This window comes from Comamonas endophytica, from assembly GCF_023634805.2.
Taxonomy (GTDB): domain Bacteria; phylum Pseudomonadota; class Gammaproteobacteria; order Burkholderiales; family Burkholderiaceae_C; genus Comamonas; species Comamonas endophytica.
Genome location: NZ_CP106881.1, coordinates 1,208,611 through 1,220,976, shown reverse-complemented (window position 1 = coordinate 1,220,976; position 12,366 = coordinate 1,208,611). Strand labels below are relative to the sequence as shown.

At 66.4% G+C, this 12,366-nt stretch carries 12 protein-coding genes and 1 tRNA gene; 6 read left to right on the top strand and 7 right to left on the bottom strand.

Annotated features, from left to right (window positions below):
- Window positions 1-8 precede the first annotated feature (8 nt).
- Together M9799_RS05390 and M9799_RS05385 are read left to right on the top strand one after the other, a co-directional pair.
- Entirely contained in the window at window positions 9-512 is a 504-nt protein-coding gene (locus M9799_RS05390) for a ClpXP protease specificity-enhancing factor (RefSeq protein ID WP_231043464.1), read from the top strand.
- A 101-nt stretch (window positions 513-613) separates the two neighbouring features.
- Window positions 614-689 (top strand) — tRNA-Thr (locus tag M9799_RS05385).
- A gap of 17 nt (window positions 690-706) precedes the next feature.
- On the opposite strand, the gene M9799_RS05380 is transcribed toward M9799_RS05385, so the two are convergent.
- Complete coding sequence (locus M9799_RS05380) at window positions 707-1,006, bottom strand: hypothetical protein (protein WP_231043465.1); 300 nt, start codon at window positions 1,004-1,006, stop codon at window positions 707-709.
- Window positions 1,007-1,177: 171 nt separating this feature from the next.
- Here M9799_RS05380 and secA point away from each other — a divergent pair, with 171 nt between their 5' ends.
- From secA to M9799_RS05355, 4 genes are all read left to right on the top strand, one after another.
- A complete protein-coding gene (gene secA / locus M9799_RS05375) occupies window positions 1,178-3,934 on the top strand; it encodes a preprotein translocase subunit SecA (RefSeq protein ID WP_231043466.1) in 2,757 nt (918 codons plus the stop codon).
- Window positions 3,935-4,040: 106 nt separating this feature from the next.
- Complete coding sequence (argJ, locus tag M9799_RS05365) at window positions 4,041-5,270, top strand: bifunctional glutamate N-acetyltransferase/amino-acid acetyltransferase ArgJ (protein WP_231043467.1); 1,230 nt, start codon at window positions 4,041-4,043, stop codon at window positions 5,268-5,270.
- 158 nt (window positions 5,271-5,428) lie between these two features.
- The gene (locus M9799_RS05360) at window positions 5,429-6,373 is read left to right on the top strand and encodes an ATP-binding protein (RefSeq protein ID WP_231043468.1); all 945 of its coding nucleotides are present in this window, start codon (window positions 5,429-5,431) and stop codon (window positions 6,371-6,373) included.
- Entirely contained in the window at window positions 6,370-6,828 is a 459-nt protein-coding gene (locus M9799_RS05355) for an NUDIX domain-containing protein (protein ID WP_231043469.1), read from the top strand. Before M9799_RS05360 ends, M9799_RS05355 begins: the two co-directional genes overlap by 4 nt.
- Here M9799_RS05355 and M9799_RS05350 read toward each other — a convergent pair.
- The 6 genes from M9799_RS05350 to pilB are packed head-to-tail and all read right to left on the bottom strand — an operon-like array spanning window position 6,825 to window position 12,332.
- On the bottom strand, window positions 6,825-7,034 hold the full coding sequence (locus M9799_RS05350) for a DNA gyrase inhibitor YacG (RefSeq protein ID WP_231043470.1): 210 nt from the start codon (window positions 7,032-7,034) through the stop codon (window positions 6,825-6,827). The genes M9799_RS05355 and M9799_RS05350 overlap by 4 nt on opposite strands.
- Before the next feature lie 7 nt (window positions 7,035-7,041).
- Window positions 7,042-7,797 (bottom strand): cell division protein ZapD, encoded by a 756-nt coding sequence (zapD, locus tag M9799_RS05345; RefSeq protein WP_231043471.1) that lies wholly within the window; start codon window positions 7,795-7,797, stop codon window positions 7,042-7,044.
- A gap of 60 nt (window positions 7,798-7,857) precedes the next feature.
- The gene (gene coaE / locus M9799_RS05340; RefSeq protein ID WP_231043472.1) at window positions 7,858-8,490 is read right to left on the bottom strand and encodes a dephospho-CoA kinase; all 633 of its coding nucleotides are present in this window, start codon (window positions 8,488-8,490) and stop codon (window positions 7,858-7,860) included.
- On the bottom strand, window positions 8,490-9,371 hold the full coding sequence (locus tag M9799_RS05335; protein WP_231043473.1) for a prepilin peptidase: 882 nt from the start codon (window positions 9,369-9,371) through the stop codon (window positions 8,490-8,492). Before M9799_RS05335 ends, coaE begins: the two co-directional genes overlap by 1 nt.
- Window positions 9,371-10,579: a type II secretion system F family protein gene (locus tag M9799_RS05330; protein WP_231043474.1), complete on the bottom strand. Its 1,209-nt coding sequence runs from the start codon at window positions 10,577-10,579 to the stop codon at window positions 9,371-9,373. The genes M9799_RS05335 and M9799_RS05330 overlap by 1 nt, the downstream gene beginning before the upstream one ends.
- A 13-nt stretch (window positions 10,580-10,592) precedes the next feature.
- Window positions 10,593-12,332 (bottom strand): type IV-A pilus assembly ATPase PilB, encoded by a 1,740-nt coding sequence (gene pilB, locus M9799_RS05325; protein WP_231043475.1) that lies wholly within the window; start codon window positions 12,330-12,332, stop codon window positions 10,593-10,595.
- Window positions 12,333-12,366: the final 34 nt, after the last annotated feature.

Genomic DNA, 12,366 nt, shown 5'->3' with positions numbered 1-12,366 from the left:
GCCAGTCCATGACCGCATCGGAATCCAGTTCCACCCGCCCGTACATGATCCGCGCGCTGCACGAGTGGTGCACGGACAACGGGCTGACACCGTATCTTGCGGTGCGCGTGGACCACTCGGTCCAGGTGCCGCAGGAGTTCGTCAAGGACGGCGAGATCGTGCTCAACACCAGCTATGACGCCACGGGCGGGCTGCAGCTGGGCAACGATTTCATCGCCTTCAAGGCGCGCTTCGGCGGCCAGCCACGCGACATCATGGTGCCCGTGGGCCGGGTCATCGCCATCTACGCGCGTGAAACCGGCGAGGGCATGGCCTTTGCGCTGTCGCCGGAGGTGTCGGAGCGCAATGCCGCGGGCGATGCGCCTGCCGCGTTGAGCCCGGTCCCCTCCCAGGGCGAAGCCGATGCACCGGTGGTGCAGCTGGTGCCGGCCGATGACGGCGACGCCGCGCCGCAGCCCCCGCGCACGCCCCCGTCGGGCGGCGCGCGGCCTGCGCTCAAGCGCGTCAAGTGAGATGGGGGGCTGGCTCGCGAGCCAGCCTCCGGTTTTCGCCGGCAAATAAAATGCCGCGTCCGGATTTGCGCCCGTTTTCCATGCGCTAGAATTCGGGCTTCGCCGGTTTAGCTCAGTTGGTAGAGCACCCGCCTTGTAAGCGGTAGGTCGTCAGTTCGAATCCGACAACCGGCACCATCTTCTCAAGAAATCCCTCAAGCCTGTACCTTGAGCCTGATTTCGGTCACATCCCACCCCTTCACGCGCAAATGCGCCGCAAATGCCGGCAGCAGCTGGCGCAGCTTCGCCGCCGCGGCATTGTTCCTGACCAGCAGGCACCAGCAGCTGCCCTCGATGGGGCCGGCCTGCACCACCTTGCGCAAGGTGATCGGCATCAGCGGCTGGATGGCTTCGAGACGAGCGGAGGAATCCTGCGTCATGGCCACCAGCTTGGCCAGCGTGGGCGAGGACTGGGCGGCTTGCTGCAGTGAAATGGGGTAGTTGCGACGGTTCATAGGGCCAGGCATGCCCCGCACGGGATGAGGCAGTTAGAATGATTCAATCAGTCTTCCGCATTATGGGTTCTTGCTGTAGAAATTCCATGGGGCGGCCTTATCTGAAATCCATTCTTCTTAGGGACTCCGGTTTCCTTGCATGCCTTGGGCAGGCAAGGTGAATCTGTTTGCATGGCTACCAACTTCCTCACCAAACTATTCGGCAGCCGCAATGACCGGCTTCTCAAGCAATACCGCAAGACGGTGGCTCGCATCAATGCGATGGAGCCCGAATTCGAGAAGCTCAGCGACGAAGCGCTGCGTGCCAAGACCCAGGAATTCAAGGAGCGGGTGAGCCAGGGCCAAAGCCTGGACGATCTGCTGCCCGAAGCCTTTGCCGTCGTGCGCGAAGGCTCCAAGCGCGTCATGAAGATGCGCCACTTCGACGTGCAGATGCTCGGCGGCATGGCGCTGCACTACGGCAAGGTGGCCGAAATGCGCACTGGCGAGGGCAAGACGCTCACCGCCACGCTGCCCGTCTACCTGAATGCGCTGGCCGGCGCCGGCGTGCATGTGGTGACCGTCAACGACTACCTCGCCAACCGCGATGCGCAGTGGATGGCCCGGCTGTACAACTTCCTCGGCCTGACGGTGGGCATCAACCTGCCGAACATGCCGCGCGAGGAGAAGCAGGCCGCCTACCAGGCCGACATCACCTATGGCACGAACAACGAATACGGCTTCGACTACCTGCGCGACAACATGGTCTACGAGTCGGGCGACCGCGTGCAGCGCCAGCTCAACTACGCGATCGTCGACGAGGTGGACTCGATCCTGATCGACGAGGCGCGCACGCCGCTGATCATCAGCGGCCAGGCCGACGACAACACCGCCATGTACCTGGCGATGAATTCCATCGTGCCGATGCTCACGCGCCAGATCGGCGAAGCCGATCCGCGCACCGGCGAGGGCGTCACCACGCCGGGCGACTTCACGGTGGACGAGAAGACCCAGCAGGTCTTCCTGACCGAGCAGGGCCACGAGACGGCCGAGCGCGTGCTGGCCAACGCCAAGCTGATCGCCGAGGGCGCCTCGCTCTACGATCCGGCCAACATCACGCTGATGCACCACCTGTACGCCTCGCTGCGTGCCAACCACCTGTACCACCGCGACCAGCACTACGTGGTGCAGAACGGCGAGATCATCATCGTCGACGAATTCACCGGCCGCCTGATGGCAGGCCGCCGCTGGAGCGACGGCCTGCACCAGGCCGTCGAAGCCAAGGAAGGCGTCACGATCCAGGCCGAGAACCAGACGCTGGCCTCGATCACCTTCCAGAACTATTTCCGCCTCTACAGCAAGCTTGGCGGCATGACCGGCACGGCCGATACCGAAGCCTACGAGTTCCAGGAAATCTACGGCCTGGAAACCGTGGTCATCCCGCCGAACCGCCAGAGCCGCCGCGAGGACCAGCTCGACCGCGTCTACAAGACCACGGCCGAGAAGTACGCGGCCGCGATCCAGGACATCCGCGAATGCCACGAGCGCGGCCAGCCGGTGCTGGTCGGCACGACCTCGATCGAGAACTCGGAAATCATCGACCAGCTGCTCAACGAGGCCAAGCTGCCGCACCAGGTGCTCAATGCCAAGCAGCATGCGCGCGAGGCCGACATCGTCGCCCAGGCCGGCCGCGTGGGCATGATCACCATCGCCACCAACATGGCCGGCCGCGGCACCGACATCGTGCTGGGCGGCAACCTGGAGAAGCTGCTCAGCGCGGTCGAAGCCGACAGCTCGCTGGGCGAGGCGGAGCGTGCACGCCGCATGGAGGAAGTGCGTGCGCAGTGGCAGGCCGAGCACGAGAAGGTGTCGGCCCTGGGCGGCCTGCGCATCATCGCCACCGAGCGCCATGAATCGCGCCGCATCGACAACCAGCTGCGCGGCCGCTCGGGCCGCCAGGGCGACCCCGGCTCCTCGCGCTTCTACCTGAGCCTCGACGACCAGCTGCTGCGCATCTTCGCCGGCGACCGCGTCAAGGCCATCATGGAGCGGCTGAAGATGCCCGATGGCGAAGCCATCGAGGCCGGCATCGTCACGCGCTCGATCGAATCGGCGCAGCGCAAGGTCGAGGCGCGCAACTTCGACGTGCGCAAGCAGCTGCTCGAATACGACGACGTCGCCAACGACCAGCGCAAGGTCATCTACCAGCAGCGCAACGAGATCCTCGACGCGGTCGATCTGCACGAACTGATCGGCGTCATGCGCGAAGAGACCGTCACCGACATGGTGCGTCAGTACGTGCCCGCCGACTCGATGGAAGAGCAGTGGGACCTGCCGGGGCTGGAAAAGCAGCTGCGCGAGGAATGGCGCCTGGAGCTGCCGCTGGCGCAGGAAGCCGGCGCGGCCGAAGCCATCACCGACGAGGAAATCCTCGAGAAGGTGCTGCAGGCGGCGCAGGCGGCGTTCGACGCCAAGGTGCAGCTGATCGGCCGCGAGAACTTCACCCAGTTCCAGCGCGCGGTGCTGCTGCAGAGCTTCGACTCGAACTGGCGCGACCACCTGGCGGCGCTCGACTACCTGCGCCAGGGCATCCATCTGCGCGGCTATGCGCAAAAGCAGCCCAAGCAGGAATACAAGCGCGAGGCCTTCGAGCTGTTCCGCCAGCTGATCGACCAGGTCAAGAGCGAAGTCACACGCGTGCTGATGACGGTGCAGGTGCAGTCCAGCGCCCAGATCGACGAGGCCACCGAAGTGCTGGGCCAGCGCGCCGAGCATATCGCCAACGTCACCTACACCTCGCCCGCCGAGGACGGCAGCCAGACCACGGTGCGCGCCGAGGAAGCCGCCGCCGGCGACACCGGCGCACCGATGCCGCGCGTGGGCCGCAACGACCCCTGCCCCTGCGGCAGCGGCCTGAAATTCAAGCAGTGCCACGGCAAACTGGCTTGATCGATTTGTGAACCAATACGAAGCACGGGCTGCGGCCCGTGTTTTGCATTGACCGCTGCGTTCTTCCGCATAATCGTTTGATTTCCTCTTCACGAAAGACATTCGCATGCCCGTGAATCTCTCCGCTCCCGTTGCCGCCGAACTGCTTGCCATCGACGGTGTCCGTATTGGCGTCGCCGAAGCCGGCGTGCGCAAGGCCAACCGCAAGGACCTGACGGTGTTCCTGCTCGATGAAGGCGCGGCCGTGGCCGGCGTGTTCACACAGAACCGCTTCTGCGCCGCGCCGGTGCAGGTCAGCCGCGAGCACCTGGCCCGGGGCGGCGCGGTGCGCGCCATGGTCATCAACACCGGCAATGCCAACGCCGGCACCGGTGCGCAGGGCCTGGCCAATGCGCGCGCCACCAGCGCCGCGCTGGCCGAGCTGCTGGGCGTGTCCGCGCACCAGGTGCTGCCGTTCTCCACCGGCGTGATCATGGAGCCGCTGCCCGTGGATCGCATCGTCGCCGGCCTGCCCGCGGCGCTGGCCGACGCGCAGCCCGCGCACTGGGCGCGCGCGGCCGAAGGCATCATGACCACCGACACCCTGCCCAAGGCCTTCAGCCGCCAGGTGCGCATCGGCGAAGCCACGGTCTCGATCACCGGCATCAGCAAGGGCGCGGGCATGATCCGCCCGAACATGGCGACCATGCTCGGTTTCCTGGCTACCGATGCGAACATCGCGCCCGAGCTGCTGCAGCCGCTGGTGACCCAGCTGGCCGAGGGCTCGTTCAACCGCGTGACCATCGACGGCGACACCTCGACCAACGATTCCTTCGTGCTGGTGGCGACCAACCGCGCCAAGCACGCACAGATCACCTCGCTGACCAGCGCCGAGGGCCAGGCCCTGCAGGCGGCGCTGCTGGAAGTGGCGCAGAAGCTGGCCCAGGCCATCGTGCGCGACGGCGAGGGTGCCACCAAGTTCATCACCGTGCGCGTCGAAGGCGGAAAGACCGGCGAGGAATGCCGCCAGGTGGCCTATGCCATCGCGCATTCGCCGCTGGTCAAGACCGCGTTCTTCGCCAGCGACCCGAACCTGGGCCGCATCCTGGCTGCTGTCGGCTATGCGGGCATTGCCGATCTCGACCAGACCGGCATCGACCTCTATCTCGACGACGTGCACGTGGCGATCAAGGGTGGCCGCAACCCCGACTACCGCGAGGAAGACGGCCAGCGCGTCATGAAGCAGCAGGAAATCACGGTGCGCGTGCTGCTGGGACGTGGCGATGCCGTCGATACGGTGTGGACCTGCGATTTCAGCCACGAATATGTGACCATCAACGCGGATTACCGTTCCTGACGCCATCCTGCCCAGCAATGCCGGGCAGGTTTCCGTTTGTCCTGAGCTTGCCTTGGCGGCCCCGTCGAAGGATGGACGTCCATGGTTCGACAGGCTCACCACGAACGGTAACGTGCTGGCGCTTGCGATAAAACATCCCGAGACACAAAAGCCCTGCCATGACGGATTCCCAAGCCAACCCCCTCGAGCGCCTGGTGGCGCGTGCCGAACAGCTGATGCAGCGCATCGAGGCCGTGCTGCCCCAGCCGCTGCAGTCGCCCCAGGACTGGAGCGAGGCCATCGCCTGGCGCTACCGCAAGCGCGCCAATGGCTGCGGGCTGCTCGAGCCGGTGCGGCACATCGGCGCGATGGCGCTGTCGGACCTGCAGAACATCGAGGGCCAGAAGGAGAAGATCGCGCGCAACACCGAGCAGTTCGTGCAGGGGCGCACGGCCAACAACGTGCTGCTGACGGGCGCGCGCGGCACGGGCAAGTCCTCGCTGATCCGCGCCTGCCTGCATGAATATGCGCCGCAGGGCCTGCGCCTGATCGAGGTCGACAAGCAGGACCTGACCGACCTCCCCGACATCGTCGACGTGGTGGCCGGCCGGCCCGAGAAGTTCATCATCTACTGCGATGACCTGAGCTTCGAGGAGGGCGAGCCCGGCTACAAGGCCATGAAATCGATCCTCGATGGCTCGGTGTCGGCCGCAAGCCCGAATGTGCTGGTCTATGCCACCAGCAACCGGCGCCATCTGCTGCCCGAGTACATGAGCGACAACCTCGCGGCGCAACGCGGCGGCGATGGCGAGATCCATCCCGGCGAGGTGGTGGAGGAGAAGATCTCGCTGTCGGAACGCTTCGGCCTGTGGGTCAGCTTCTATCCCTTCAGCCAGGAGGAATATCTGGCGGTGGTGGCGCAATGGCTGTCGGCGCTGGGCGTGGATGAGGCGGCAATAGCCGCGGCGCGCGCCGAGGCCCTGGTCTGGGCGCTCGAGCGCGGATCGCGCAGCGGGCGCGTGGCGCACCAGTTCGCGCGCGACTACGCGGGACGGGAGTCCCATGCCGCGGCTGCCGCGGGTATTGCCGATGTCAGCGGTCTTGCAGAAGAGGCCGAACTGTGAGCCTGCGCAAACATACCGAAGTCGCGGTCGGCGTGCTGATCCGCGCCGACGATGCGCTGCTGCTGACCTCGCGTCCCGAGGGCAAGCCCTGCGCGGGCTACTGGGAGTTCCCGGGCGGCAAGCTGGAAGACGGCGAATCGGTGGAGCAGGCGCTGCGCCGCGAGCTGATCGAGGAACTGGGCATCACCATCGGCGCGGCCGAGGTCTGGAAGGTCACCGAGCACGACTACCCGCATGCGCTGGTGCGGTTGCACTGGTGCAAGGTGCGCGACTGGCAGGGCACGTTCGACATGCGCGAAGGCCAGTCGATGGCCTGGCAGCAGCTGCCGCTCGATGTCAAACCGGTGCTGCCGGGCTCGTTGCCGGTGCTGCAATGGCTGGCGCAGGAGCGTGGGATGGCATTCGATGCCGAGCATTACACCCGGCATCTGCCCGAGGCCACGCCTGGCCTTTAATCTTGCTGTTCGCGGGGATCGCCGTGCGGGGCACCTTCGGGTGGCACCTGCGAGGGCACACGGAATTCCTCATTCGCCCAGGCGCCCAGGTCGATCTGGCGGCAGCGCTCGCTGCAGAACGGGCGCCAGCGGTTCTGCGGGCCGAACACGCTCGGGCCCTTGCAGGTGGGGCAGCGCACGATGGGGGCTTCGGGGGTATTTGTCATCGCGTCTTCAAGCGCAAAGTGTTATTTCGAAAGCCGCGTTCTCGGGGCAGGGCTGCAGCTTGCCATTGGCATCCGCGCGCATCATCCGCACCGACACCAGCAGCCGGTTGCCGCTGATCTCCGGCACCAGGTTCAGCGCGGGATCGATGCGCAGGCGCAGCAGCTGGAAGCTCCGTCCCGTCGGCAGGTTCTGCTGGAACTGGCCGTTCTCGGCCACGACGCGCTGGGGCACGCCGGTGTCGCGCAGCATCTGCATCAGCACGAACAGCGCATCGGCCAGCGGGGTCAGCGAACTGGTCCAGCCTTCCAGCGCCTGCTGGCGCACGTGGACGTCCAGATGCTGCCATGCATGGTAGGCCGGCAGGTCGAAGCCGCAGGTGCCGCCGGGAATGCTGACGCGGCTGCGGATGGCCATCAGCCAGTCGTTCTCGGTCAGGACCTGGCCGGTCTTTCCGGTCTGGGCATTGAGCGCCGCGAAGCAGGCGTCAAGCCGGTCGATGATCTGGTCGAGCAGCTCGCTGGCAATGGTCGGATTGCCGCGGTAGCTGTCGAGCAGCGCCTTCTGCTTCTCCAGGTCCTTGAGCACGTCGGCCTTGAGGTCCACGCGCGCCGCGACGTCCATGATCTCGAAGATCGTGACCAGCGCGAAATGGTGGTCGGTCGGCGCCGGGCGTGCGATCAGCTCGCCCAGGCGGCGGAACAGGCATTCCAGCCGGAGATAGGTTCTCAGGCGTTCATTGAAAGGGTATTCGTAGAGGATCACGCTGGCAGGGCTCCCAGGGCCTGTTCATCTCAGTGCGGCTGCAGGTCAAGCCATGGGCCATCATAGCCCGAACAACGCGCCGATCCGAAACGCATGCGCGCGCAAACGCTCCAGATCCTGCGTGTCATTGTAAATAATGATATCGGCCGCTGCCCGCCGCGCCCGGCGCGTGGCCTGGGCCGCGAGGATGCGTTCGATGGCTTCGGGCGCCAGCTGGCTGCGCCGCATGACGCGTTCGATCTGCGTGGCTTCGCGGCAATCGACCACCAGCACCTGGTCCAGCTGGCCGCTCCAGCGGCCCGATTCGACCAGCAGCGGAATGTCCAGAACCAGCAGCTTCGCCCCCGCCTGCTCGGCCTGCGCAATGCGCCCGGCCGTGGCCTGGCCCACCAGCGGATGCACGATGGCTTCGAGCCGCGCGCGCGCCGTCGGGTCGGCAAAGGCCAGCGCGCGCATGCGCTCGCGGTGCAGGCCGCCATCTGCGTCGATCAGTTCGGCGCCAAAGGCCGCGGCGATGGGCGCCATGGCCAGGCCACCGGCCGCCGTGACGCTGCGCGCGATCTGGTCGGCATCGATATGGATGGCGCCGCGCGCCGCCAGCATCGCGGCAAAGGTGCTCTTGCCGCTGCCGATGCCGCCCGTGACGCCCAGGCGCGGCGTGCGCCAGCGGGAGGTCGGGGCGCCGCGCTCCATCACAGCCCCAGCAGCGCCAGGAAGCGCTCGAGCATGCGCTGCGGCCCGAAGAGGAGGGCCGCAAAGCCGGCGCCCGCCAGGAACGGGCCGAAAGGAATGTAGCCGCCCTCGCGCAGCTGGCTGCGCAGCTTCATGGCAATGCCGACCACCGCGCCGATCACCGAGGCCGCAAGGATCATCGGCACCAGCGCCTGCCAGCCGAACCAGGCGCCCAGCGCGGCAAACAGCTTGAAGTCGCCATAGCCCATGCCGTCCTTGCCGGTCGCCAGCTTGAAGCCCCAGAACACCAGCCACAGCGACAGATAGCCCGCGGCCGCGCCCCAGACCGCATCGGCCAGCGGCACTTCCGTCCAGCGCAGTGCCGCCGCGAGCAGTCCTGCCCATAGCAGCGGCAGCGTGATGCCGTCGGGCAGCAGCGTGGTGTCCCAGTCGATCAGCGCCAGCGCCAGCAGCGCGGCGCTGAAGCCGCACCATGCCAGGCCGGTGGCGGTGAGACCCCACTTTCCCAGGCAGAAGGCGAACAGCGCGGCCGTGGCCAGCTCCACCAGCGGATAGCGCGGGCTGATGCGCGCCTTGCACGCCGCGCATTGCCCGCGCAGCGCCAGATAGCTCAGCACCGGGATGTTTTCATACCAGCGGATCGCATGGCCGCAGTGCGGGCAGCGCGAACGCGGGGTGCTCAGGCTGAAGGGTTCCGCGGCCGCAGCGGGAGGCGGGGCCTGGCCCGCGGCCAGTGCCTGCTCCTGCGCATGCTGCAGGCATTCCTCGGCCCATTGCCGCTCCATGATCTTCGGCAGGCGGTGGATCACCACGTTCAGGAAACTGCCGATCAGCAGGCCCAGCACGCCGCCCAGGGCGGCGAATTCCCAACCCATCGGCATCAGACCACCTGGCCCAGCTGGAAGATCGGCAGGTACATGGCGACCACGATGCCGCCGATGATGGTGCCAAGGAAGACGATGATGATCGGCTCCATCAGGCTCGACAGGCCGGCCACCATCTCGTCGACCTCCTGCTCGTAGAAATCGGCGGCCTTGCCCAGCATGTGGTCGATCGAGCCCGATTCCTCGCCGATGGCGCACATCTGCAGCACCATCGAGGGAAACACATTGGTCGCGGTCATGGCGGCCGTGAGGCTGGTGCCGGTCGAGACCTCCTGCTGGATCTTCTCGGTGGCCTGGGCATAGACGGCATTGCCCGCCGCGCCGCCCACCGAATCCAGCGCCTCGACCAGCGGCACGCCCGCGGCAAACATCGTCGAGAGCGTGCGCGTCCAGCGCGCGACGCTGGATTTCTGTATCAGCACGCCGAAGATCGGCAGGCGCAGCATGAGCCGGTCCATGGTCATCTGGATGTTCGGGCTGCGCCGCCAGGCCTGCATGAAGAAGTAGATGCCGCCGCCGATCAGGCCGAAGATCAGCCACCACCACTGCACGAAGACGTCGCTGATGGCCATGACCAGCAGCGTGGGCGCGGGCAGGTCCGCGCCGAAGGAGCTGAACACCTCCTTGAAGGCCGGCACCACGAAGATCATGATCACCGCGATGACCACGAAGGTGACGACGATCACCGCGCTCGGATACATCAGGGCCGATTTGATCTTGCCCTTGATGGCCTCGGTCTTTTCCATGTAGAGCGCCAGCCGGTCGAGCAGGGTCTCCAGGATGCCGGCCGATTCCCCGGCCTCGACCAGGTTGCAGTAGAGGCTGTTGAAATACATCGGATGCTTGCGGAAGGCCGCGTTCAGCGAGGTGCCCACCTCGACGTCGGCGCGGATGTCGTTGAGCAGGCGGGTCACGCTGGCGTTGGTGTTGCCGCGCGCGACGATGTCGAAGGACTGCAGCAGCGGCACGCCGGCCTTCATCATCGTGGCCAGCTGGCGCGTGAACAGCGCGATGTCCTTGGGCTTGATCTTCTTGCCCGAGCGGGTGCGGCGCTTCTTGATGCGCGTGGGAAAGATGCCCTGGCGCCGCAGCGTGGCCTGCACCTGGTTCTCGCCGCCCGCGCGCGTCTCGCCGCGCACGATCTTGCCGTGCCGGTCCTTGCCTTCCCACTCGAAGACGAAATCCTGGATGCCTGCTGTCGCCATGCCGCTCCCTCGTTTATTCGTTGGTCACCGCCAGCACCTCTTCCAGTGAAGTCAGTCCCAGCCGCGCCTTGTACAGGCCCGATTCGCGCAGCGAGCGCACCCCCTCGAGCTTGGCCTGCGCCGCGATCTCGAGCGCGCTGCCGTCGCGCAGGATGATGCGCTGGATTTCCTCGGAGACCGGCATGACCTGGTAGATGCCGACGCGGCCCTTGTAGCCGCTGTTGCAGGCCTTGCAGCCCACGGCCTTGTAGGTCACCCAGCTGCCGTCGATGTCGTTGGCGTCGTAGCCGGCGTCCAGCAGCGCCTGGTGCGGCACGTCGGCCGGCTGCTTGCATTGCTGGCACAGGCGCCGCGCCAGGCGCTGGGCGGTGATCAGGATGACGCTCGAGGCGATGTTGAAGGGCGCGATGCCCATGTTGCGCATGCGCGTGAGCGTGCTGGGCGCGTCGTTGGTGTGCACGGTGGACAGCACCAGGTGGCCGGTCTGGGCGGCCTTGATCGAGGTATCGGCGGTTTCCAGGTCGCGGATTTCGCCGACCATGATGATGTCGGGATCCTGGCGCAGGAAGGCCTTGAGCGCGGTGGCGAAGGTCAGGCCGGCCTTTTCGTTGACGTTGACCTGGTTGACGCCGGGCAGGTTGATTTCCGAGGGGTCCTCGGCGGTCGCGATGTTGACGCCCGGCTTGTTCAGCAGGTTCAGGCAGGTGTAGAGCGACACCGTCTTGCCCGAGCCCGTGGGGCCCGTGACCAGGATCATGCCGTAGGGGCGGCTGATGGCGTGCAGCAGCCGCTCCTTCTCCTCGGGCTCGTAGCCCAGCGCCTCGATGCCCATCTTGGCGCTCTCGGGGTCCAGGATACGGATCACGATCTTCTCGCCGAACAGCGTGGGCAGCGTGCTCACGCGGAAGTCGATGGTGCGGTTGGGACCGACCTTGAGCTTCATGCGCCCATCCTGCGGCACGCGCTTCTCGGAGATGTCCAGGCGCGAGATGACCTTGATGCGCGAGGCCAGCTTGTCCTTGATGGCAATGGGCGGCGAGGCGATCTCGCGCAGCTCGCCGTCGATGCGGAAGCGCACCCGGTACTGGTGCTCGTAGGGCTCGAAATGCAGGTCGGAGGCGCGCATGTTGAACGCATCGAGCAGCATCTTGTGCAGGAATTTCACGACCGGCGCGTCTTCGACGTCCGATGCCGCGGCATTGTCGGCGGGTTCGTCGGGCTCCTCGGCCTTGATGTCGTCGAAGTTGAAGTCGCTGGAGGCGGTGTACGACTGCAGCGACTCGGCGGCGCTCTTGTGCGTGGCCTCGCACAGCGCCACCAGCTTGTCGTACTCGGCAATGATCCAGTCGATCCCCATCTGCGACGTGAACTTGATGCGTTCCGCCGCTTCCTGGTCGGTGGGGTCGGCAGCGGCGATCGTCAGCCGGTTGTTGCGCTTGCTCAGCACCACCACGCGGTAGGTCAGGCAGAGCTTGGGTGCCAGCAGCCCCTGTGGCAGCATCGCGGGATCGACCGCGTCCAGGTCTATCAGCGGCGCGCCGAACACGGCGGACAGGGTATGCGCCAGCTGGGAGGGAGAGACCGTCCCGGAGCCGATGAGCTCGGAGATGAAGCTGGTGCGCGAAGCCTGGGATTTCCGGTGCAGTTCCTCGGCTGCCTGGGCCGTGATCGTGCCGGCAGAAATCAGGGCGCGACCCAGGCCGGGAAGCGCCGTGCTGGAGGAAGGCGGGTTGGCGGAATCGGCAGCAGGCATGGATCAGCAGGGATGGAAGAGCTCGAATATAGTC